At 36.5% G+C, this 24,504-nt stretch carries 22 protein-coding genes and 1 pseudogene; 5 read left to right on the top strand and 18 right to left on the bottom strand.

Translation table 11 applies throughout. The features are described from left to right. On the bottom strand, positions 1–1,113 hold the full coding sequence (locus tag ACN6MX_RS20605; RefSeq protein WP_419960589.1) for a mandelate racemase/muconate lactonizing enzyme family protein: 1,113 nt from the start codon (positions 1,111–1,113) through the stop codon (positions 1–3). Between the two features lie 89 nt (positions 1,114–1,202). Between ACN6MX_RS20605 and ACN6MX_RS20600 the strand changes: the two genes are divergently transcribed. Further along, on the top strand, positions 1,203–2,447 hold the full coding sequence (locus ACN6MX_RS20600) for a transcriptional regulator (RefSeq protein WP_419960588.1): 1,245 nt from the start codon (positions 1,203–1,205) through the stop codon (positions 2,445–2,447). A gap of 398 nt (positions 2,448–2,845) precedes the next feature. Here ACN6MX_RS20600 and nhaC read toward each other — a convergent pair whose 3' ends face one another. From nhaC to ACN6MX_RS20580, 4 genes are all read right to left on the bottom strand, one after another. After that, positions 2,846–4,249: a Na+/H+ antiporter NhaC gene (gene nhaC / locus ACN6MX_RS20595; protein WP_419962680.1), complete on the bottom strand. Its 1,404-nt coding sequence runs from the start codon at positions 4,247–4,249 to the stop codon at positions 2,846–2,848. 129 nt (positions 4,250–4,378) lie between these two features. Further along, on the bottom strand, positions 4,379–5,476 hold the full coding sequence (locus tag ACN6MX_RS20590; RefSeq protein ID WP_419960587.1) for an amidohydrolase: 1,098 nt from the start codon (positions 5,474–5,476) through the stop codon (positions 4,379–4,381). 30 nt (positions 5,477–5,506) lie between these two features. Further along, a complete protein-coding gene (locus tag ACN6MX_RS20585; RefSeq protein ID WP_419960586.1) occupies positions 5,507–5,701 on the bottom strand; it encodes a YwbE family protein in 195 nt (64 codons plus the stop codon). 150 nt (positions 5,702–5,851) lie between these two features. Further along, entirely contained in the window at positions 5,852–7,336 is a 1,485-nt protein-coding gene (locus tag ACN6MX_RS20580; protein ID WP_419960585.1) for a DHA2 family efflux MFS transporter permease subunit, read from the bottom strand. Between the two features lie 163 nt (positions 7,337–7,499). Here ACN6MX_RS20580 and ACN6MX_RS20575 point away from each other — a divergent pair, with 163 nt between their 5' ends. Next, positions 7,500–8,381, top strand: coding sequence for a TetR family transcriptional regulator (locus ACN6MX_RS20575; RefSeq protein WP_419960584.1), 882 nt, complete (start codon positions 7,500–7,502; stop codon positions 8,379–8,381). Between the two features lie 349 nt (positions 8,382–8,730). Here ACN6MX_RS20575 and ACN6MX_RS20570 read toward each other — a convergent pair whose 3' ends face one another. Beyond that, complete coding sequence (locus ACN6MX_RS20570; protein WP_419960583.1) at positions 8,731–9,171, bottom strand: cell wall hydrolase; 441 nt, start codon at positions 9,169–9,171, stop codon at positions 8,731–8,733. A 131-nt stretch (positions 9,172–9,302) separates the two neighbouring features. Then, positions 9,303–11,522, bottom strand: coding sequence for an S-layer homology domain-containing protein (locus ACN6MX_RS20565; RefSeq protein ID WP_419960582.1), 2,220 nt, complete (start codon positions 11,520–11,522; stop codon positions 9,303–9,305). Between the two features lie 356 nt (positions 11,523–11,878). On the opposite strand from ACN6MX_RS20565, the gene ACN6MX_RS20560 reads away from it, so the two are divergent. Next, positions 11,879–12,319: a peptidylprolyl isomerase gene (locus tag ACN6MX_RS20560; protein ID WP_419960581.1), complete on the top strand. Its 441-nt coding sequence runs from the start codon at positions 11,879–11,881 to the stop codon at positions 12,317–12,319. A 51-nt stretch (positions 12,320–12,370) separates the two neighbouring features. Here ACN6MX_RS20560 and ACN6MX_RS20555 read toward each other — a convergent pair whose 3' ends face one another. From ACN6MX_RS20555 to ACN6MX_RS20535, 5 genes are all read right to left on the bottom strand, one after another. Beyond that, positions 12,371–13,477 (bottom strand): DUF1648 domain-containing protein, encoded by a 1,107-nt coding sequence (locus ACN6MX_RS20555; protein WP_419960580.1) that lies wholly within the window; start codon positions 13,475–13,477, stop codon positions 12,371–12,373. Beyond that, a complete protein-coding gene (locus tag ACN6MX_RS20550) occupies positions 13,474–13,863 on the bottom strand; it encodes a GntR family transcriptional regulator (protein ID WP_093536636.1) in 390 nt (129 codons plus the stop codon). Before ACN6MX_RS20550 ends, ACN6MX_RS20555 begins: the two co-directional genes overlap by 4 nt. A gap of 117 nt (positions 13,864–13,980) precedes the next feature. Further along, entirely contained in the window at positions 13,981–15,282 is a 1,302-nt protein-coding gene (locus ACN6MX_RS20545; RefSeq protein ID WP_419960579.1) for a D-serine ammonia-lyase, read from the bottom strand. Between the two features lie 15 nt (positions 15,283–15,297). Then, a complete protein-coding gene (locus tag ACN6MX_RS20540; RefSeq protein ID WP_419960578.1) occupies positions 15,298–15,744 on the bottom strand; it encodes a GNAT family N-acetyltransferase in 447 nt (148 codons plus the stop codon). Between the two features lie 182 nt (positions 15,745–15,926). Further along, entirely contained in the window at positions 15,927–16,874 is a 948-nt protein-coding gene (locus ACN6MX_RS20535) for a rhodanese-related sulfurtransferase (protein ID WP_419960577.1), read from the bottom strand. 441 nt (positions 16,875–17,315) lie between these two features. Between ACN6MX_RS20535 and ACN6MX_RS20530 the strand changes: the two genes are divergently transcribed. Further along, positions 17,316–18,182 carry a glycerophosphodiester phosphodiesterase family protein gene (locus ACN6MX_RS20530; protein WP_419960576.1) on the top strand — a complete coding sequence of 289 codons (867 nt, stop codon included), beginning with the start codon at positions 17,316–17,318 and terminating at the stop codon, positions 18,180–18,182. Here the strand turns inward: ACN6MX_RS20530 and ACN6MX_RS20525 are convergent. The 4 genes from ACN6MX_RS20525 to ACN6MX_RS20510 form a co-directional block, all read right to left on the bottom strand. After that, the gene (locus ACN6MX_RS20525; RefSeq protein WP_419960575.1) at positions 18,179–18,631 is read right to left on the bottom strand and encodes a YaiI/YqxD family protein; all 453 of its coding nucleotides are present in this window, start codon (positions 18,629–18,631) and stop codon (positions 18,179–18,181) included. The genes ACN6MX_RS20530 and ACN6MX_RS20525 overlap by 4 nt on opposite strands. 140 nt (positions 18,632–18,771) lie before the next feature. Continuing rightward, positions 18,772–19,857: an ABC transporter substrate-binding protein gene (locus tag ACN6MX_RS20520; RefSeq protein ID WP_419960574.1), complete on the bottom strand. Its 1,086-nt coding sequence runs from the start codon at positions 19,855–19,857 to the stop codon at positions 18,772–18,774. A gap of 11 nt (positions 19,858–19,868) precedes the next feature. After that, positions 19,869–20,648 carry an ABC transporter ATP-binding protein gene (locus ACN6MX_RS20515; protein ID WP_419960573.1) on the bottom strand — a complete coding sequence of 260 codons (780 nt, stop codon included), beginning with the start codon at positions 20,646–20,648 and terminating at the stop codon, positions 19,869–19,871. Positions 20,649–20,652: 4 nt separating this feature from the next. Continuing rightward, the gene (locus ACN6MX_RS20510; protein WP_419960572.1) at positions 20,653–21,474 is read right to left on the bottom strand and encodes an ABC transporter permease; all 822 of its coding nucleotides are present in this window, start codon (positions 21,472–21,474) and stop codon (positions 20,653–20,655) included. A 100-nt stretch (positions 21,475–21,574) separates the two neighbouring features. Here ACN6MX_RS20510 and ACN6MX_RS20505 point away from each other — a divergent pair. Next, positions 21,575–21,709: pseudogene (locus tag ACN6MX_RS20505) on the top strand (hypothetical protein); the annotation flags it as partial. 85 nt (positions 21,710–21,794) lie between these two features. Here ACN6MX_RS20505 and ACN6MX_RS20500 read toward each other — a convergent pair. Beyond that, positions 21,795–23,348 (bottom strand): histidine kinase N-terminal 7TM domain-containing protein, encoded by a 1,554-nt coding sequence (locus ACN6MX_RS20500; protein WP_419960571.1) that lies wholly within the window; start codon positions 23,346–23,348, stop codon positions 21,795–21,797. A 649-nt stretch (positions 23,349–23,997) separates the two neighbouring features. Next, positions 23,998–24,498, bottom strand: a complete 501-nt coding sequence (locus tag ACN6MX_RS20495; RefSeq protein ID WP_419960570.1) for a nucleoside deaminase — start codon at positions 24,496–24,498, stop codon at positions 23,998–24,000. Between the last annotated feature and the right edge of the window lie 6 nt (positions 24,499–24,504).

Raw genomic sequence — 24,504 nt, 5'->3', positions numbered from 1 at the left:
TTATTTTGTTACTTTTGTCGAGAACTCAGTTAGCTCTTGTAGGATTTCTTCATCTATATCAATTCCTAGACCAGGGCGTTCATTTAATTGTATAAATGGAACGTCATAATGTAAATTCCCGACATCCTTAGAGAACTTTAAAGGACCTGTTAGCTCTACACTCGTAAATACTTTTTTAGAAAATGCCACTTGAAATCCTGCTGAAGATCCAATAGAAGATTCCACCATAGAACCGATTTGGCACTCGATACCTGCCATCTCTGCCATATGAGCAAGTTTCATCGCAGGGTAGATTCCACCACATTTCATCAACTTAATATTCACTTTATGTGCAGCTCGCTTCTCGATTAACTCGCGCATATCACGAAAGTTTCTTAAGCCCTCATCCATCATAAGAGGGGTACTTGTTTTTGCTTTCACTTCTACCATTCCATTGAAGTCATCAGCTATTACTGGCTGTTCTAACCAATCTAACCCTTCTTTTTCAAGCTGACGCATAGCCATAATGGTAGTAGCACTATTTTTCCAACCTTGATTTACATCGACGCGAATAGCAACTTCATCTCCAACTTTTGACCGCACAGCTTGAATACGTTTTACATCAACCTGTACTTCTGTCCCGACCTTCATTTTAAAAGAGGAATACCCTTCTTTTATCCTTCTCTCTGCCTCGATTGCCATGTCCTCCGGTTTTCCAATACTTAATACATGTGTGACCGGGAACTTTTCGTGATAGCGCCCACCTAGTAATTGGTAAACAGGAACACCAAGTTTTTTCCCTGCCAAATCGTAGCAAGCAATATCAATTGCCGCTTTTGCTGCAGGTGCCAGATAAACCGCTTTGTTCATTTTTTCGTGTAACCGCTCAAACTCCATCGGATTATCTCCAATAATAGCTGGTGCTAACGTATCTTTCAACAATGCATATGTACTTTCCCAAGTCTCACCTGTCACATGCTCATCTGCAACAGCTTCTCCGTAGCCTACTAGGCCATCATCTGTTGTGATCTTTACAATAATAGATGGCATATCGTCGTAGGTATGATAGCTTATAATAAATGGATCAATTAATGGTAAACGGATTGCATAAATACTAATTTCTTTAATTTCCATGGTAAATTCCTACTTTCTTTACATTTGGGATTAAATTCGTTATAGTTGTCGTTAAATAGTCGTTAAAATTCAAAAAAAGAGGTGACCAAATGTTTACACGTATTGCCGTACTAGGATCGGCCACTTTCATCGATCGTTTAAGAAGTTTTGAACATGAACTTCCATCCACTCGTTTGGATTATTATACATATAATATACCTTCTGATGCAAAAGGTATAGTCTCTACTATAAAACCTTGTGATGCGGTACTTTTTTCAGGTTCATTTCCATATTATTATGCAAAGGATTCTATTGAAAAACTACCTATTCCGTCTTTTTATCTGAAACAAGATGAAAGCGTTCTCACAACTACCTTACTATCAATAAGTTTTACTAACCCAACTGCCATACATAAATTATCCATCGACTTAGTTCATCCAGAAAGTGTAAAAAGTGTATTGAAGGATATCGGACAAACCGATCAAACACCTGTCTTATTGAAAATTAATACCTCCATTGATCTGGAGGAAATAGTTACATTCCATACAGATTTACAAAAGAGTGGTGCCTCCTCTCTAGCCGTTACTAGTATTCATGCAGTGTATCAAAGATTGCGAGACAATGGCTTGTCTGTCGTTAAAATGATTGACCCAAAAAGTTCCATTATTAAAGGAATAGAGGATACTAGATCACTTGCCTTGCTCTTCAAAAGTCAGTCTGCAAAAATAGCTATTGGTTATATCCAAACAAATAAGGAGCTCACTATTTCAGAAGGAGAAATTAAGCAAATTGCAGCTTCAATTCAAGCAAATACAGTAAAAGAAGCCGACAATTTATATGTCTTATTTTCAACTCAAGGTGATGTGCAAGAAGCTTTAAACAATAACCTGATTACTTCTTTGGTGAACACATCTTCTCCCCCGGTTAAAATCGGCTTTGGCTATGGAAAAACAGTTGTAGAAGCTACTCAAAATGCTAGGGATGCTTTATCTTATGCTACTGATAATACGGCTTATTTATTAACAGACTCCAAGGAATTACTCGGACCGTATCCGAACAGCCATAAACAAGTTCGTTTAATAAATAATGATCCGCTACTTGTGCAAATAGCGAAAGAAACTACATTAAGTCCAGCAAACTTATCTAAAGTAATACAGTTTAGTCGCGCTCGAAAGTCCACAGAGTTTACTGCATATGACTTAGAAGTCTATTTACAAGTTAGTAGACGTACAACGGAACGTATACTAAAAAAGCTGACAGATCATGGATATGCACAGGTCGTTGGGGAAGAAATGACCTATCAGCAAGGTCGCCCACGTGCGATATATGAGTTAAACTTTCCAACCTATAGTTAGTTGAATAGGGGTTATAAGAAAAAACAAGTAAAAGATGCACAGTCCATTTAGATCAAAACCTATTTCTATCGTTTTTGAAGTGCTTTAGACAGGTTGCTATAGGATTACCGATTGAATCTTTAGTGAGTATTGGTTGTGACGGTCACCACAACCAATACTCACTTTTTTTTGATAACTTTATGGCGTTTTTTGCCTGTCCGTCGCCCTCCTACAACGTTTAGAAACAGATTAGTGCATTTTTAGATAACTTCCTCGCCCGCAGAAAGCGTCCACATGTAACCAAAATCAGTGGGATTATTCATTCTTGAAAGTTCCTTGAAGCCAGTGCTCACACTTCATTTTTTATACTTTCCTATCATTTAACAAAAGGGAGTTCTTTGAGAACTCCCTTTTTGTTATTATGCTTCTATGGTTTCTTTACTCAATATTTCTAACTTCTCAGCCTCAGATATTTTTTGGATCGTAAAGCCTGTCATTGCATAGATAATAGAAATAATTGGTACGATAAAGTTTAAAACAGCAAATGCTGCATACTCTGCTACCCCTACACCTAATGTTGCTAAGATAAATACTCCACATGTATTCCATGGAACAAAGACCGACGTAAGTGTACCTCCATCTTCTAAAGCACGGGATAGATTTTTAGAATGTAATCCCATTTTTGTATATGTCTTTGAAAACATTCGAGCTGGAACAACGATAGAAATGTATTGCTCTGAACAAGTAGCATTCGTTGCAAAACAAGCGACAATTGTTGAAGCTATAAGTGATCCAGCTGTTTTCGCAAATTTTAAGATTTGATTCATAATGGATTGAAGCATTCCAGAGTATTCCAATATACCTCCAAATGTCATAGCAACAATCGTCATGGAAACCGTATACATCATCGAATCTAAACCACCACGGTTAAACAATTCATCTACCATCGCATTTCCAGTATCGATAACATATCCACTTTGCAATGCTCCAACTGCAGCTGCAACGCTTCCACCTTGGATAAGTATTTGAGATAGAAAGCCCAATAAAATTCCAACAAGCAATGCTGGTATAGCTGGTACTTTAAGTGCTACTAATACGATAACTGCAAGGGGAACTAATAATAACCATGGAGAAATGACAAAGCTTTGATCTAACATGGATATTGTTTGGTTGATCCCTTCTTGATCAATATTACTTGATTTATATCTATTTCCAAGGAAAGCATATACTCCAAGAGCTATTAGGGTTCCTGGTATAGTGGTATAAAACATATGTTTAATATGTACAAATAGATCAGTTCCTGTTAGTCCTGCTGCAAGGTTTGTTGTATCAGATAATGGCGACATCTTATCTCCAAAGTAAGCTCCAGAAATTACCGCTCCAGCAATCATTCCGGCTGGAATTCCCATACTAAGGCCAATTCCCATTCCTGCAACACCGATTGTTCCCATAGTCGACCATGAACTACCGATTGCAAGAGAAACAATTGCACAAATAACACAAATAGTTACTAAGAAGAAGGCTGGAGTAATGATTTTCAGACCATAGAAGATCATTGTAGCAACAACACCGCCGCCTATCCATGCCCCAATGATTAATCCTACCAAAATAATAATAACTACTGCTGGCAACGCCAGTTTAATACCTTTATACATCATTTCCTCAATATCAGACCATTTGAATCCATGCTTCCATGCAACAATCGCAGCAACAGTTGTCCCAACGATTAATGGAATATGTGGTCCTTGGTCTAATTTTATAATCGTAATAACCATTGTCAGTATCATAATTGTTAATGGTGTAATAGCCCATAGTAAAGACATCTCTTTCTTAGTAACCGCTTTCTTTTCCTCCAAGACATTTCCCCCTTACAACTATTGAGACAATTCGAAATTGACGTTTAATAGTCGTTAATAGAGTAATAATAAAGGGAAATGAGGGGCTAGTCAATACTATTTGGAAATATTTGAAAGCGTTTTCGCTATAACTTTAGCACCTAAAAATAATGCATCTCTGTTAAATGTCATATTAGGATGATGTAATCCTGGTCCCAAATCAGCACCAATGCCAATCATTGCAGCCTTCACTTCTGGATGTCTAATTGTATAAAAATGAAAATCATCGCTTCCCGAAGTAATTACTTCTTCTGCCAAGTTTTCGATACCTACGGTTTCAATAATTGCAGCTTTAGAAATCGCTGCCGCTTCCTTCGATACTTCAGCACCTGGTGTAATATCTTGAAATTCCCACTCAATTTCTAGATCAAATAATTGTTGAATTGTATTCAAATCTTTTTCAATTCGATCTTTCAATTGAAATAAAATACTATTTTTTGCCGCTCTCACATCGATAGAAAACGTTGCAATACCCGGGATAATATTCGCATTTTCTCCACCTGCATGAATTTTCGTCAGCTTAGCAGAATACGATTCGAATGGAGAAAAATACATATTTTTCAACGCTTGATGAATAGCCATAACTACATCGATCGCATTATTGCCCTGGTGAGGTCTAGCACCATGTGCATCAGTTCCTTTTATCTTACCTTCTACAAATAATGCCGCACCGTGATGTATAGCGGGTGCAACTTTTCCAAATGGAAGTTCTTCAATCGGGCGTAAATGTACACCAAATAGATGCGTGACATCATCTAGCGCCCCTCGATCTATCATAGAGTTTGCTCCATTACCTTTTTCTTCTGCAGGTTGGAAGATAAAACGAATTCGTTTGGTTAACTTTTCATCCTTTAATAGCAATAATGCTCCCAACACCATCGAAATATTCGCATCATGTCCACAGGAATGATTGGCACGGAACTCGCCGTCTACTTCTTGCCATAGTGCATCAATATCGGCGCGAACAGCAATTACTTCTGGTCCTTCACCAATTTCTGCTAATAATCCAGTTACATCATCAAATCTGCGATAGGAAATACCTAAAGCCTCTAATATTTCTGCAAGCTTATTTGTTGTTTCATATTCCTTCCAGCTAACTTCTGGATATTGATGAAAGTGGTTAAACCACTGTAAAATTTGAGTTTCTACTTGCACTTCAACTACACTCCCTTTTCACGCTGTCATTTATCCTATGATTTCACAAACTCGTCCTATTTGTCCGTCCGTTAATCGAACTTTAATGCCATGTGGATGAAAGGAAGAATTCGTTAATAAGTCTTTCACAATTCCTCTTGTTTTCTCTCCGGATCGTTGATCTTTTTTTAATACTATATATACTTCCAATCCAGGTTTTACATCTTTTCTATTTTGCCCATTCATTTAGCTTCACCTCTTTTTGTATATTACACTTTCATGCTTTGCTTACACAAGTTTACATCATCATTTGCCTTTACCGCTACAATTAGTAAAAAACCACAATAATAGGGCTGTCCCAAGTGATGTAATATCACTTTTGGAACAGCCCTTCGATTAACGCTTTTCTTCTTTTTCAATGTTAGCAAGTGCTTTTGCGCTTACGTCCACACGTTTTAAGAAGAATGATAAAATTAATGCTACACATGTGACAACAGCCGCAACGATGAATGATAGTTGAACACCATGCAATAAGCTTTGTGCTTGTATGGATTTCATTGCTTCTTCTGTCATGGATGCAGGATTCAATGAAGCAGCCAATTCCTTACCACGAGTAGCCGCAGCACTAGTCATAATCGTAACAAAGATAGCAGTACCAATTGAACCGATTACCTGTTGTGCTGTATTGTTAACTGCTGTACCATGTGGGTTTAAACGTGTTGGTAATTGGTTTAAACCATTTGTCATAATTGGCATCATAACCATTGACATACCGAGCATACGAATTGAGTAAATAACTATAATATAAGTATGTGAAGAATCGAGATTTAAACCTGCAAGCATGAATGTTGCAATAGCCGTAATACCTAAACCAATAACCGCTAAAATTCGAGGACCAAATTTATCGAATAATTTCCCTGTAATCGGCGACATAACTCCCATAATAATGGCACCAGGTAACATCATTAAACCAGATTCTAAAGGATCAATACCTCGCACGTCTTGTACGTATGCAGGTGTTAAAATCATCCCTGAGAATAGAGCTGCGGCATTTATCATTGAAATAATAGAACCAAGTGCGAACATTGGATATTTATAAACTCGTAAGTCCAATAAGGGTTCCTCTAGTTTGAATTGGCGTCTAATGAATAAGAATAATGCTACAGCACCGACAATAATTGTTGTTAAAACAACTGTGTCTCCCCAACCATTTGAACTCGCCATTGAACAACCGTATAAAATACCACCGAAACCAATTACAGATAACACAATTGAAAAGTAATCTAGAGATACTTTACGTGTAACCATCACATTTTCAAGTTTCCAGATCGCTAGAATAATGGAAAGAATTGCAAACGGTAAAATCATTTCAAACAACACTCGCCAGTCGTAGTATTGTACGATATAGCCTGACAAAGTTGGTCCAATTGCTGGAGCTGTAATCATAACTAAACCGAAAATACCCATAGCTGCACCACGTTTTTCACGTGGGAAGCTAACTAACATAACATTCATTAACAATGGTCCCATAACTGCCGAACCAGCTGCTTGTACCATACGACCTGCTAATAGGAAGCTGAAGCTTGGCGCAAGAGCAGCCATTGCAGTACCGATTGTAAATAAGATCATTGATACGATAAATAATGTTCGGTTTTTAAAGCGTGTTATTAAAAACGCTGAAACCGGAATTAACACACCGCTTACTAGCATATAACCAGTTGCTAACCATTGTACTGTTGAATAGTCTTGACCAAAATCATCGCGAATTGATGGTAATGCGACGTTTAATAATGAGTTATTTAAGAAAGAAACAAAGGCACCGAAAAATAAAATTGCCAGCATTAAATACGGTGGTTTCTTCTCTATTGTTGAAGTATTCATTTGTATTGTCTCCTTAAAATCATATATTCCTTTTTTATTCACTTGAAAGATTTTATACTAGCAGTCCAAATTTGTCTATAAAAAAGTCTTCGCAGTATAAATAATACATTTTCAACGAAAATATGTTATATAATGACCATAATAAGTTGAAAAAGGAGTAATTATGAATAAACGTAAAAAAGCAGTGGTCGATCACGCAATATCCTTATTTGTAGAGCAAGGGATCGCTAATACATCGATACAAGATATTTTAGAGAGAGCAAGTATCTCTAAGGGAACCTTTTATAATTATTTTTCATCAAAAAACGATTGTGTAGAAGCTATTTTAGAGCAGACACGCTACGATGCTGCATTAATGCGGAGCGGGCAAATGATAGGTAAGGACGCAAAGGATCTGGATGTATTAGTAGAACAAATTACAGTCTTATTACTAATTAATGAGTCCAGAGGATTAGATAAAATTTATGAAGAAATCTTACATTCAGGCGACAAGGAATTAAAGAAATTAGTACTAAAATCACGCGTACATGAGCTACAGTGGTTAGGGCAGCGCTTTATCGAAGTGTTTGGGGAAGAAATACGAAGCCACTCATTTGAAGCTGCTATCATTTATTATGGGATTTTACAGCACTTAACATTCACAGGTCGCTTAATGAACCAGCAGGATTTTAAATTTGAAATTGTTATAAAAAACACATTACGTTATATAGAAAAGATTGTGGAGATGCTCATGCATGAACAAACAAGTGTTTTAAATACAGATGATTTACATATATTCATTAGTTCATTTGTAGCGATCGAATTAACACGTAAGGATGTGTTTGAGCAGTTAGAACAGTTTAAAAAAAGTAGCGATTTTACCAAAAATCAGCAAGAGATTATTGAAGCAGTTACACAGGAGCTTGAGCAACAGCCAATTCGAAATATTGTACTAGAATCATTATTACGAACAATGAACAATGAATTTAGCGATAGTGAGATGATACAAGTAGTAAAAGAACTAACGAGTGGTCTTTGGTACTTAATGAAGCAACAGAAATTATAAATGTTCTTAAAATGTTTTACATTATTTATGCCCAAAAACTGAAAGAACCAGAAGTAAATACAGTAGATTTATTTCTGGTAAATTTAACATGTTGGGTCTTATTAGAGCTAGATCTTCTTTATAAAAGACCCCAAACTCTTGGACAGCCTATCTATGTATGCTCTAAGTACTGATAATGGTGGTTATCGATACTTAGAAATCTTAAATTTGTAGCTAAAAGGCGGAGCAAAATAATAAATAAATTAGTATATATGAAATTTGATATGGTACGTAATCCAATTAAAAAAGGAACATCGCTATCCAGGAAGTTCCCTTTTAAATTCTTGAATACAACAAACCGCTACACAACCTAGCCCCTATAAACACTTTCACATGTTCCAGCTGCTGGTTCATAAAAACAATGTTGTTTAAATTGACCCGAAAAAGGTTGATCGTACCATGTTGGAGGACAGGGAGCGTATGGATTAAAATACCAAAGAGCATATTTCGCTGGATGGTCCCTCCAAGAATCCAAAGCCCTTTTTGCTAATTTTTTTTCAACAGATCTTGCTCTTTCATAAAACAAATTCCCCTTCTGAACAGCTTCAAAAGAATAATTTCCTCCTTGTACCTGAAAAATGACATCTTCGATTGTTCTTACATCTTGAAAGTCTAAACAATCTGCTATAGCACGGTTAACAATTACATTTCCAACATATAACATTCCTTGCTGCCCTTCTGCTTCGGCTTCTGCCCTCATCATTCTTGCCATTAGGTCAATGTCTGAACTTTTGTATTTTACTCTTGGCATTTCCTCACCTCATAAATATAGTATGAAAAAAGAGTAGCTCCTGTGCAGTTTAATTTTCCCACTAAAATAGAGGGTCGTGACTGTTGTCATAACCCTCTTGTTATATTGTTGATTATTTATTTGATTGGGATTTAATAATAATATCTGAAATCTCTTCCCTTATTCGCGATCTCATATGCTAGGCGAATAGAAGACACTGCCAAATCTGCATATGTTACTTCTTTTGTTGGGTTAAACTGATTTTTTTCTGCCTTCATTAATCCAAGTGAATGGGCTAAAACCACATATCCTGTGTTTTCCACTTTCACTTTTTTACTGTCTGTAAATTCATTTTTAAAAATATTGTTTTGTTTTGCTGCTTGCTCAAGACCTAGTGCACGAATATACCATACTGCTAGTTCTTCTTTCGTAACGGGACTATTTATATCAAAGATCTTCTGGTCTGTTTTTAAAATCCCTGCTTCCACAGCACGCTCAATTGCTTGATAGGAAACATGTTTAGGGTCAACGTTTGTAAAGGATTGCTTCATACTATCCGATTCTATATAATTGCTTGTCTCATAGATATACGTTAAGGAATTCATCATAATTTTGATTGCTTCCCCTCTAGACACTGCTGCATCTCCGTTAAAGGTTTTTGGATCATTAACCGTCAATACCTTTGCTTTGATTAAATAGTTCAGCTCTTCTGCTGCTGTTGGGTGAGAAACCTCGGGAGTCACTTCCATATTGTATTGGTTAATCCATTTGCCAGAATTCGCTTCTAACACATTAAAGGCATTTTCATTAAAAAATGGAGAGTATATTAAATTATAATGTTTATTTTCTTTCTTTTGATTTTCTTTCATATAGCTCATTTTTAAACTTAGTGTTTTACTCAAAATATCCTCAGCTTCTTTTACAGAGATTATCTTGTCTAAAGCTGGCCACTTATCAATTTGTGGTCTAATTACATTCAAACTGTCTAAAGAGCCGTCTTTATGAATATTGACACTAATTTGATCTCCGCTAACCATAACCCCATTAACTATGCGAGGGAAGGTTAAATAGTAATTTTCCGTTGTTTCATTGGTATAACCTTCCTCTAAAGGCATAGCATACTCGTGAAGATAAGAAGGCACCATTTCCTTTAAATATTTTACTGCTTGAGCAATTGCCTCTTTTTCAGAAATAGCGACATCCTCTTTAGTATCATCTATTTCGAACAATAAACTGTTTTGTGTATTATGATACTGGAGCAGCTCACCAGTTTTCTTATCAAATTCTAATGTAGCTCCACTTCCACTATTACCGTAGTTATACATATAGTGAATACTAAATATTTCTTGGCCATAACTATTTTTTACTTCTTCGACTGATTGAATGCTTAACTTGATCTTGTTAGATTTCACTTGTAATAACTTTTCTGCAGCTTTCTTTGCCTCTTCCTTCGTTATACCATTTTCCTTAGTTGGCAATGCAGTTTTTGTAACCTTTACATATTCCTTTTTAGTTGGCTGTTCTGCTAAAAATTCTTTACCGTTAAACCATTCACCTGTAACAGCATTCATACTCAGAACATCAGGCACATAAACCAGCTTCACATCGTTTTTCCCAGTTTCATAGTTGGTGTTAACTTGATATTGTAGCCTTGCAGTAAGATTTCCTTTAATTTTTTCTAATGCTTCTTTTTGATCTTTTACTTTTTTTACTTCTTCAAAGGTAGGAGATTTAGTTTTTTGTGAACCATAAAAGCTTACAATTTCTCCGTTTCCGAGAACTGTTAAGTTTACACTCTGGTCAGCAATTGCAACATCATCGTTCATACGATTGAAAGAAAACGAATAACTTATAGGCCTAGTTAAGATTTGCTTAGAAAAATAATTGTAATCATCATTATCCTCATCTAGTTTGTAATTACCACCCTTAAGAAATTTCTTAACGAAATCGGTTGCAACCTTTTTAGCTTCTTCTTTAGAAACCTTAGCTGGAAATAAAGCGTCTGGAGTACTAATAGGCTCGTAGCTAAAGGATTCTATCTCTGAATCTTCTCCATAAAATCCTATGCTTCCATTAATATCCTTCCCATTTTGCAGCTTGTTAAAAAATAAATGATATCTTGTTGCTTCATCCTCTGGATAATTATAAGAACTCATATGAAAATCACTCGCATTCACAAAGTCAAAAATCCCAGGAAAAGCAGAACGAAACTTTTTAAGCAACTCTTCCTTAGTAACAACCTTCTCTGTAGCAGCCACCTGTGCTACCGCCTTTGTTGGTTGTCCCTCTACTGTATTTGTTGCACTAGCAGCGGATGAAAACACACCAATCGATAAAGCAGATGCAGTTAAGATAATCCCTAGCTTTTTCAAATTAAATAGTCCCCCTTTTTCGGTAATAATTATATTGTAAACTAAATTATGGTAATTTAACATAATAATATTTTTATTATTAAGACTATTTATTGGAAATAGTTAATCTGGGCAGTTGACTAGTAGTAAACTTATAAATTTCAAACTATCTCACTTTCTATTATTGACTAATTTAACCGGAGAGCTAAATAATAATCTTCGTCTTGTGCAACTCACCTTTTTTAAATATGCATCAGGAACACTATGCTAGTTCTTCTTGGTATTACATTAAATTAATCTGCAGTCTCTGTTTTTGGATAATGACTTAGGTACATGCTATACTAATAAATGATTTATTTGAAAAAGGAGTGTTTTAAATGACAAAAAAAGGTTATTTCTTAATGGATTCTGGAGAAAAAATTGAATTTGATTTATTCCCAAATGAGGCACCAAACACAGTAGCTAACTTTGAAGAGTTAGCAAACAGTGGATTTTATAACGGAGTAGTATTCCACCGTGTAATTCCTGGCTTTGTAAGTCAAGGTGGAGACCCAACAGGTACAGGTATGGGCGGAAGCGGCAAAACGATTAAATGTGAAACTGCTGGAAACCCACATACACACCAAGCAGGTAGCCTTTCTATGGCACACGCTGGTAAAGACACAGGTTCTAGTCAATTCTTCATCGTTCACGAGCCACAACCACATTTAAATGGCGTTCATACTGTTTTTGGTCAAGTAACAAGTGGACTTGAAGTAGCAAAAGCTATGAAAAATGGTGCTAAAATGGAAAAAGTAGAAGTTTTTGACGAAGAATAATATTTAAGTAAGCAAAAAGCAGCTTCCAAAAACTTGGGTAGCTGCTTTTTCTTATAATAAAAATGTTATTCCAATTATAAGGATTAGAGGTAGGAGCAAAACAATCCAGCTTATAGGATGAGCAAAATTAAGTGTCCAACCTACACCAAATCGCTTTTCTACCATTATACTTGGATCATTTCTGTTAATGTAAAATAATCCGCCTTTCCAATATTGGTCCTCATCAACGGCTATCTTATTTTCTATTGTTGGACTGTCTCCTTCTACTTTTAACCGTGATCCGCTTTGGCCAACTTTTATAGCATAAATGCTGACAACTACAAATGTTAGTATTAAGAAGGTCAGAGGCAGAGCCCACATGATGATAGAAGAAGATATTTCTGGATGAATCGTTTGTAGATGAAAATAACCCATCATTAGCGTTATACCAATAGTGATAAAAAGCATCAACAAACTTGTATATTTCCGAAATGCTAGTTGCTGCTCAAGTGAAGTTTTTTTGTTGGTTGGATTTAGCCGAGCACCTGAAAATTTCATGCCCTCACTTATTAAAAGGAACATCCCCTGCATAACGAGTAAAATAAGTGGCAGTGCTATTACACTAAAATATGTTTTTTCACTAAATGCATCTGCTTCTCCAGTAGGTCCCCAATGAGTAGGAATCATCTCTGGCATTTGATCATATTTCATAAATGTATAAATGATTAAACCTACAGTAACAATCATAGGAATGATAAAGATTACACGAGGTATTAGTTTGAGTTTTTCCTGAAAGTTTACATCGACTACTCGCACTTCGCTTTTACCACTTAACCACTTTTGCGACTCTTTAAGTTTTTTAACTCGAAGATGCATCATAAAATAATAACCGATGCTCACAAACAATGTTGTAAACTGAACACTTACGCTCACTAGAATAAGTGTTTCCTCTGTTGGATTTTGTGTTAATGCCCACCATAAATAGGCTACAAAAATGATCATCCCTAACGTTAAAACAATTGTTGTGTACCTATTTTTTAGTTTCATCACTACTGGATCTTTTGCGTGGCTATCTGGTACATACACGCCAAATGCTTCTGTTGGCTTTAGAAATTTCGGCATAAATGCTTGTAAAATAGTTATAAATAATAGGATGAATCCAAAGAGTGCAATAATCATTCTTTCCCCTCCTCAATATTCTGTACGAGCTTGCGTACCATCTCTACTAGTTCTTCTTCTGAGAGCTTTCGAACTAATCCCTCTGTAATAATTGGTCGTAGCTGAGCTTCAAGTTTTTGCTTTTCTTCCTCTGTTGCCTTCGGAATACCACTTGGTCGAATAATTACACCTGATTTTGCCACTATTTGTATAAACTCTTTTTCCTCTAGATAGTGATATGTCTTATTTACTGTATGCATATTCATCCCAAGATCACTCGCAAACGCTCTAACAGACGGTAGCGAGTCACCTGGCTTTAACTCACCTCGTACTATACCTTCCATAAGTTGGTGTGCCAGCTGCAAATAAATGGGGACATCAGAATTAGATTCTATTTCAATAAACATGAAGTCGCCCTCCCTTATTTTGTTCTATATATAGCATAACACATTTGTTCTACATATAGTAGAGCAAACAACAATAAAAAAATCCTACTTAGACTCTAAGTAGGATCGATATTTAGTTCAAAAGAGATATTGTTTTCCTTTTTCATAATAGATTTGCATTTCCTGAGAAGGAACCATTCCTCCGCCAGTTGCCCAAACTATATGAGTAGTTTTTTTCAAGGGTACTCCTTGTGTTGTTAAATGAATTGGTCCTGTCATGCCCGCAAGTGCAGACGGTTCTAATAGAATATTTTCTGTGTCAGCCAATAAAGCTAAAAGCTCATAAAGTGTTTTATCTTTAATCGTGAAGCTTCCACTTATGAGCTGCTCCAACGTTTTTCCTACAAACCCTGATGGTCGACCTACAGCCAGTCCATCTGCAACTGTTTTGTTATCAAGGCCGATATCAGCTACTGAAATATTTTCATGTAATCCGGTCATTAGTCCAAGTAGCATGCAAGGTGAGCTTGTTGGCTCCGCAAAAAAGCAATTTACATAGTCACCGAATAAAAGCTTTAGTCCAAATGCGACTCCTCCCGGTCCACCACCAACTCCGCAGGGTAGGTATACAAATAGGGGGTGTTCGGCGTCTACAATAATTTGCATTTGTTCCAATTGAGTTTTCAATCTATCTGCTGCAACGGCATACCCGACAAATAAATCAATAGAATTTTCGTCGTCTATAAAAAAGCAAGATGAATCCTTCTCCGCCTGTTTTCTGCCTTCCATTACAGCTATACTATAATCAAAATCATACTCTACGACTGTTACACCTTTTGAACGTAGCATGTCCTTTTTCCATTGCTTTGCATCGCTAGACATATGGACAGTTACTTGAAAGCCAAACTTTGCACTCATTATCCCTATGCTAAGCCCTAGATTTCCAGTAGAACCTACAGCAATTGAATAATCAGAAAAAAATTGCTTGAATTTATCCGATGTGAGTATTGCATAATCATCTGTTTCTTTCAATAAACCTTCTCGTATCGCAAGCTGCTCTGCAATTTTAAGTACTTCATAAATTCCACCACGAGCCTTTATAGATCCAGAAATTGGTAATGCATTATCACATTTTAATAGTAATTCTCCATCAAACTCAGTTTGAAAGAATTCCTTTAAGGCAGATTCCATCGTCGGAATTTTCACAAGGGATGACTCAATAATACCTTTTGTTGTTGCTGTCTCTGGGAAGGCAATACATAAATAAGATGCAAAGCGATCTAAACGATCACTTGCATCTTGCACCATCTCAGCAGTAACAGATACGCTTTTTATAGCATCTTCTGAATTTATAATACTAGGATTGAACCATATTATTTCTTCTTTGTTTTGCATATTTGAGACTAAAGGAAATCTCATTTCCAATTCGTGTTTATCCATCAATGTAAACCCTTTCTATTCTAAGCTCATCACGTGCGTAGTATCTGGCGAACGCTCATCAAATAAAAATCCATTCGCACGGTAAAATGAATCTGCCTTTGCGGATTCTGTTTTAGTAGTTATTTCCTTAAAATGACCTTTGGCGTTTTCAGAAACCACCTTTAAAAGTTCACTTCCTACACCTTTTCGACGATATTCCGGTAAAGTATAAAATCGGTATAGTCTAGCTGAGTTGTCAGCTTCACTAGCAGTATTTCGAAACAAACCGCCAATTGCTACTAGCTCATCTTCATCCCATGCGCCATAAATTGCTTCTCCCTGTTCACTGAAGCGATGCGTTCCGTCTTCATATTCCGAGGCTAATCTTGATACGAAACGATATCCTTCTTTTTCACTTTCTTTAATTAGTTTGGATACGTTGACTGCGTTCAAATCTGAAATATTTTTCACTTCGATTGACATATACGTTCCTCCATTCTATTTTTGAAAAATGAACTCCTTGTTACTTTCTATATAGGAAGGCAAATCCCCTCTATACGTTTAATATATTTCAATTACCCACTTATTATACTGTCACAGTATTGTGACAGTTAACTTCACAAAAATAAATCCCATGCCAGTATATCGGCATGGGATTCCATTTATTATTTTATAGCAGCTAGTCTAGCTTCTACTTCTTCTTCAGATAAATTATACTCTACAATGTAGCGGTTGCGTGGATGTTCACGACATTCATCGGAGCAGCTACGTAGATATTTGTGTTCATTTTCTTCTGAGCAAAGAATTTTGTCATTACAATCAGGGTTTGCACAGTTTACATAACGCTCGCATGGCTCTCCTGTGAAATGGTCCTTACCAACAACGACATGCTCCACTTGGTTGATCGGCACAGCGATGCGCTCATCAAATACATACATTTGACCATCCCAAAGCTGTCCCCGTACTTCCGGGTCTTTGGCGTAAGTTGCAATCCCACCGTGAAGTTGACCAACACCTTCAAAACCTTCTCTTACTAACCATCCAGAGAATTTTTCACAACGTATTCCACCAGTACAATACGTAAGCACTTTTTTACCTTCGAACATTTCCTTGTTTTCTAGCATCCAGTCTGGCAGGTCGCGGAAGTTGCGAATTTCTGGACGTATCGCACCTCGGAAGTGACCTAGGTCGAACTCATAATCATTACGAGCATCAATTACGACCGTATCTTCTGCTTGCATTTGTTCAAAAAACTCTTTTGGAGAGAGGTATTGTCCTGTTATTTCATTTGGATTAATATCATCCGCTAATCCTAAATGCACAATCTCTTTTTTAGGACGAACATGCATTTTTTTGAAGGCATGTCCTTCAGTTTCATCTATTTTATACACCATGTCAGCAAAACGATCATCTGCCTTCATCATGTTCATGTATGCATCAGTTTGTTCAATCGTTCCTGAGCAAGTTCCGTTTATTCCTTCGTCTGATACTAAAATACGCCCTTTTAACCCAATTTCCTTACATGCTGCAAGATGTTCTTGCGCAAATGTTACTGGATCTTCAATCGGGACATATTTATAGTAAAGTAATACTCTGTATGCATTTGTTTCCATTTTTTACTCCACCTTTTCTAATTTTGTCCACCGTCTAATATACCAAAGAATATGACAAATGTTAAATAGATTGTTTCTTTTTATTATTTAAAAACGATGGAAGACTAAAGATAAAGAGTATTCTTTTAGGTTCTCGGTTTAAATAAGCCTACAAAAAAATGCACTGAAACTATCGTAGTTTAGCAAGAAGGTATTACAGTATCATTAGAGAATTTAATAAAGAGATATTGGAGATAGGTTTGTTTAATGAACCAAAGTCGGAGTCAATAGAACATTGGGCTGTAAAAATAAATCAAAAACTGGCTATGATGAACAGTTCTTAGTGAATGTTTAAAAATTATATAAAGGATTATCTATCCTGAAATCATAAAATCAAAAAAGTATCAGGTCATAATACAATTCAGAATTGTTTTAGGACCTGATACCCAAAAGGAGTCTCTCATGCGCTTATTCTTTACTATACTAGTAGGTTTGTGTTTAGTTACTGGATGCGATAACCAGGACAACAGTACACAACTTATTTCCAATGAAAATTTTTTAATCATCGCGCACCGTGGGGCTTCTGCCTTTGCACCCGAACATACGATGATCGCCTACGAAATTGCCCATCAAGCGGAGGTAGATTATATTGAAATAGATTTACAAATGACGAAGGATGGTGTGCTAGTTGCCATGCACGATGAAAAGGTGGATCGTACAACAGATGGAACTGGATTGGTAAAGGAGTATACTTTGCAGGAACTAAAACAGCTAAATGCAGGAAAATGGTTTAATGAGGAGTACCCAGGATTGGCTAATAGAGAGTTTGAAAACGAACAGGTTCCTACTTTAGAGGAAATCTTTCTGCATTTTGGAGATGAAGTGAACTATTATATCGAATTGAAGTCACCACGAATTTATGAAGGGATGGAAGAAAAGCTTCTCGCTTTATTAAAAAAGTATGATTTAATTCGGGAAGGGCAAGATCTACCAAAAGTAATTGTGGAGTCGTTTAATGAAGATAGCCTAACAAACTTTCATGCACTAGAGCCGACGCTTCCTCTTATTCAACTATTTAGTTTCAAAGAGAAAGCTGCTTTATCCCATTCTGATTATAAACGGTTACAAGCTTACGCTAGTGGAATTGGAGTCAATTTAAAATCAGTTGATCAAGATTTTATCCATGATGCCCAATTAAATGGATTGCAAGTTCATCTTTATTCTCTTAAAAATGAAATAGATATAAAAAATGCATTCCATCTTGATGCAAACGGGGTCTTCGTAGATAGCCCAATCTTAAGCGAGCTTATATTGAAAGAAGAAAGTTAGTATCCGACTTGAAGAGCATGCTCGCATAGTTTATGGAAGCTTGCTTCAAATTTTTCATTGTCTTCTTTTTGACGTTTTTTTGGTCCCTTCAAACGACCACCTGCCTGCCTAATTTTCTTGGATATATGGCGACTATCGAGAAGTTGGTCAATATTTTCTGAGGTATACCATCGTCCGTTTTGATCGATAGCAAATCCCTGTTTAGCTAAAACCATCGCAGCTAAACCATAGTCCTGTGTCACGACTATGTCCCCTTTTTTGACTCTATTAACTAAAACAAAATCTACAGCATCTGCCCCTTTAGATACCATTATTGTATCCGCACCCTCTCGTTGCATATAATGCGCAGTATCGCATAGTAATGTTACCTTCATTTTAAACTTTTTCGCTACATCAATAGTCAAATCCACTACTGGACACCCATCTGCATCGACTAAAATATTCACCATTTTCCGCACCTCTTTTTTACTTGCTTATCTGTCCATTGTATTATATCCAATCTAAGAAAGTATAATTTATAGGAAAAACACATCTAAAGCTTTAACTACGTAAACTTGCCTTTGAAAAAAACGCCCAAGATTCTGGACGTTTACTTTTCATATGCTCCTAATATTTCTACCGCTTTTTCAGTAACAGATGTATCTACTGCCTTATCAAAGTCTACTTCCCCACTAATGGCTCCGTTTTCTTTGTATGCATTATATTGCTTTAATACATCATCTAAAAACATTTTACCATCTGGGTCTAATCCAGTTACAAATACTTTATCCCAAAGTGCAGTATCTTTTAGGGATGTATACTTTGTCATAATGTCTATAATTTCGGCTTTATTTTCACCTTTGATAAAGGCATCGTTGTAGTCTCGAACCCCTTTTAAATATGCAGCCATAAACCGGAGAGATACATCCTGTTCTTCACTCATAAATTGTGGGGATCCTAAAACCATGGCAATTTGAGATTCAGGTGCATAATCCGTTGCATCTCCAAATCGCTGGTGAAATTCATTCTCTATTCCTTGAGCTATTAGTGGTTCGATTTGTAATGCTGCATCAATCGATCCATTTTCAATTGCACCTAGCATACTTCCGAAATCGGCAAGTAATACAAGTTCTACATCCTCAGGTGTTAACCCAGCATGCTTGAGCATTTCCAAATAGATATATTCATCTATCGAGTTTTTAGAGGAGATAGCAATTTTTTTACCTTTAAAATCTTCATAATCTTTTATTTCATCTACCATTTGATTTCCGATAACAAATGAAAAATAGGATTTCCCTGGAACATTATGCCCTTTGTCTGCAATTATTTTCACATCAATTCCTTGTGCAATAGCATTAAAAAATGATGCAGTCGATACCCCTCCTGCGATATCTACATCCCCAGACGCAAGGGCTGGCAACATTTCATCACTATTCGAGAACACCGCAAACTCTACATCTATATTGTAATCCTCAAAGTATCCTTTTTCTTTTGCAATATAGAATCCCGCTCCAGAAGCAGATCCATCCTCTGCAATAATAACCTTCACCTTCTTATCTAACGGCGCAAGGTCTCCTGAAGGATTGTCTTTACTCACTTCATCATTTACTTCAGAGGTACCTTCCTTATCCTTAGAACTGCATGCACCTAATAGAAGTACAATAGATGCTATAAATATAATCCACCATTTTTTCACATATTTCCTCCTTACTTTCTCGACTTCTGTACTTCCTGTTGCAGGTGATTCCAGATCGTTATAAACTGCTCCGCCATTTCCAGATTTGCACGAACTTGCTCCATCGTACGGGGTCTTGGAAGTGGAACTTTTATTTGTTCTACTATTTCTCCTGGGTGTGCGCTCATCAGTACTATACGGTCGCTTAATAGCAAAGCCTCATCAATACTATGTGTAATGAATATCACCGTTTTTTTCGTCTCAGACCAAATAGAGAGCAGTTCCTCCTGTAGTATGAATTTGTTCTGTTCATCCAGTGCAGCAAAGGGTTCATCCATTAGTAGTATTTCCGGATCATTTGCAAATGCCCGTGCAATACTTATACGTTGTTTCATACCACCAGAAAGTTCTTTTGGGTATAGCTTTGAAAATTTAGTAAGACCAACTTTTTTTAAATAATAATTGGTTTGCTTACGAACAAACTCTTTTGGCAAATGACGCATTTTAAGTCCAAATGATACGTTTTCTTCTACAGTCAACCAAGGAATGACTCCCTTCTCTTGAAAGACCATCGATTGTAGTGGCCGAAAGTCCGTATCCGATTCGATAGAAAATGTACCCGAACTTGGTTGCTCCAAGTCAGCTAGTATTCTTAGTAAAGTTGTTTTCCCACATCCACTTGGACCAACTATACAGACAAACTCTCCTTCTTCTACATTTAACGTAATATTTTGTATAGCTGTTACACTATTATTTTTCTTATAAAAAACTTTCGTGAGATTATCAATAGAAATTTTCACTGGTTGGTCCATCTAATCACCTCCAAGGAACTATCTTTCGTTGTAGCCCACGTAAGAAAAGAGAAAATAAAAACCCAAAAAAAGAAATTAGGATTAATCCTACAAACATTTCTTTCAACATAAATGCTTTATAGGAGGTCCATATCAAATATCCAATACCTGATGTAGCTCCCATCATCTCAGCTGCAACAATCGTAAGAAGAGCAATCGCCTGCCCCATCTGTATGCCTTCTAACATAACGGGAAGTGCACCTGGAAATGCAATTCTAAAAAAGAAATCAGTTGGACTTGCTCCGTAGTTTTTGGCCACATCTAAATGAACCTTTTCTATATTCAACACACCAGCGACAGTATTGATGACTACCGGGAAAAATACACTACCTGCAATCGTAACAACTTTTGAAAAATCTCCAATACCAAAAAGGATAATAATAATCGGAAGTAAAGCCAAAGTTGGAATAGGCATAAATGCCATGACAATCGGCGAGATGAAATGCCTAATCGGAGCATACAATCCCATAAGAAGCCCAATAATTATTCCTGGTATTACCCCCAATAAAAACCCAGCGGCTATTCTATATAAAGAGACGGAAATATGTGTCCATAACAACCCACTTGTCATCAATTCAAAAAACGTTGAGACAATGGCGGATGGCGGTGGAAAAAATCGTATATCAAGTACACCTGTTCGTGAACAAATTTCCCATAGCAAAAGAATGAAAATAGGTGAAATAATAGTTAGTAATTGCTTTCCACGCTCTTTTACCTGTCGCTTCTTCCATTCCTGTTGTTCCATTTCGTAGGGATTGTATAAATTGCCCTCTTTTTCTTCGTGCATTTTTCACCACCTCTTGTAAAAATAATATGACGAGAGAGGATATTGTGTGAAAGACATCCATTTTTGAAATTGCCTTAATGCAGAAAATACGACGGCTTTACATCATGCGGTTTATTCGAAAAATAATGCAATTGCAGAGCTATTACTTATATCTGGGGCTAACCCAAACATAGACGATCAATACACAAAAGCGTCCGTTATTCGCTCACCTATAAATGGAATACTACATTCTTGATAAAATTTAAGGTTAAACTATTTCCTAAGCGTAAAAAAGACTCCCAACGGTGCGGTTCGGGAGCCTGTGCTTTATGTTGTTTATACTAAATTTGCACAAAGATCTCATTTGCCTCATAGATCTCCACACAGTTTCTACCTTTATGTTTGGCAGCATATAAAGCTTGATCAGCTTGTCTAATTAGCTGCTGGACAGAGTACTTATCCTCTCCTGCTTCCATATTAACATTGGATACCCCAAAACTTGAAGTCACAAGAATTTCCTCGTCATTAAAGGTCGTAAAACTTTCTTCTACCGCTTGTCGAATTTTATTAGCTCTATAAGTAGCCTCTGCTAAAGAGGTTTCAGGCATGCATATGATGAATTCTTCCCCACCATAACGACCCATAAAGTCTGTTACCCTTAAGTTTTCCTTTGCAATGCTTGTAACATTAGTCAATACTATATCTCCTGCCCCATGACCAAACGTGTCATTTACCCTTTTAAAATGATCGATGTCAAACATTATAATGGAGATACTCCCCCCATCCATCATTATGTCATCAAATATCATTTCAGATTTTCTCATAAAGAATGTGCGATTAAACAACTGTGTTAAGCCATCTAAACTTGCCAATTGCCTTAACTTTTCTTCCATCCGTACTTTTTCAGTCACATTGACAAAAGTAATAATTTTACCTACATATAATCCACTTTTATTTACAACTTCCGAAAAGTTAATCCGAAAGTGTATAGCCCCCGACTCTAGAAATTTAGTGTAATCGCACTCCTGTTCCTCTTCTAACATCTCTGTAAGTAAGGGATTTTGAACGAGAGCTTCAGCAATTGGTTTACCGATATAATGCGAGCTCATAGTGGGTATCACATTTAATACGGCTTTATTATAGTCAACTATCACATGATTTTGATTTAACACAATTATGCCTTCTTTCAAACTTTCAAATACGCTTTCCCTAGCTATAGGTGCAACATTGAACATTTGTAAGGTTAAAAGAGCTAAACCGTGGAACATAAAAGTAATACTCAATGATATTGGTCCAAGATCAAGGCCATTACTCCAATCATTTAGATAAAAATAATTTGCTATGATTGGAGTAAGTAAACCAGCCACCATCAATAAAATTTGCATACGGAACATCCATAAAGATTTACGGAACTCCCTTAGCAATACCAGAACCGATATTATTAAGCATACAAATAGAAAAATAGCATGAACATAAAACCACGGACCCCATTCTAAATCTAATACAGGGAAAGGTCCATTCCTATCCACCGTTATCGTTCTGTAATAGAAATGATGAAGTTCATTTGTTTGCATCATAAATATCGTGGTAAGGGGAATGACGAAAAGTACATAATTCCACGTTTTTAATTTATGCCCTACGTACTCCATACACATGAATAGGACAAATATTGGTATAAATGGCATGACAAGATATTCGATACTAAGCCAAAACTTCATTTCTTTTAAGGATGTACTTGCTAATTCAAAAGCATATGCAAGGGTGAAGACCGACGATAAAAATGTAACTAAAATATAAGACTTTGCACCAGGGGCATCTTTAGCTTTTACTCGTATGTACAAACTAAGAAATAAACTTACTGTGCCCGCCAATATAACTATCAGAATGTATGACAAGTATATATCTCCATTTCCAATTATTTCATTTTGTAATACCTATTATATAGCAGATTATTGCCCTATGACTAGATAGCATATCACAGGTCTGAAATTTAATAATTTCCTAAACAATGAGTAAAACCAGGCAAAAAAAATGGCCAGTCCTTATAGTTCAAAATCTGTTTTTATCGTTTTCGAAGGGCTTTGGACAGACGTTTTGCTATATGATTACCGATTGAATTTTTAGGGATGCTAGTTGGTTGTGACTTCCGTCACAACCAACTAGCATCCCTTTTTTTTGATAATTTTATGGCTTGTGTCCCGCATTAACGGGCAGTAGAGAACTGCCCATGCATTGCCGCACGACGTGGCGTTATTTGCCTGAGTTCAGTTTTTAAATCAGCGGGGATGAAGCCCCACTAATTGAAGTTTCACTTTATCTGTCCTTCTCCCTTAGAAACAGGTTAGTGCATTTTTGGATAACTAGAGATAAGATACTTTCTTATTCATAGAGTAAGCTCTCGAAGATGCAATTTCGTTCGCTATTTCGCTTCTTTATATGGTAAGCACTTACTATTTCTCTATACTTCCACCAGTATAAAAGAAAATCTGCTTTCTTCCTCTATCAAATAATAGACGTAATTACGTTTATGGGATTAATACTTCCCTATTGCACTTTCTTACGTAGTGAAATCACATTATTAGGATTCGTCGCCCAGTTTGCCATTAAAACCAGCTGTCTCTTTTTCAAATCTTCTAATGGCTCCTCTATCATTTCAATCCGATCAAACTTTTCCAAAAAAATGGAGGAATCCTTTATCTTCTTATATCCACCAAACCCTTGGTCGTCATTTAGTAGCCAGACGACTCGTTGAATTTTAGCAAATAAAATTCCTCCCGTACACATAGGGCAAGGCTCCAGGGTGCTATAAAGCGTGAACTTTTTGTTATTAATTTTGGCATCAAACATGGCAGGGCCTGCGTTTTGCATAGCGTCTATTTCAGCATGTGCTGTAATGTCTTGGCTGGAATGCACTCTATTCCTACCTTTTCCGATCACGTTGAAATCTTCATCTACAATAACTGCGCCTACAGGATACGTATTATCCTGTAGCGCTTTCTCGGCTTCTACTAATGCCAACTCTAAAAAGAATCTATCCTGATCCATTGAATA

The organism is Psychrobacillus sp. BM2, assembly GCF_048572895.1.
In the GTDB taxonomy this organism is placed as follows: Bacteria; Bacillota; Bacilli; order Bacillales_A; family Planococcaceae; genus Psychrobacillus.
The sequence above is the reverse complement of the archived record's forward strand: the minus strand, read 5'-3'. Positions and strand labels throughout refer to the sequence as shown.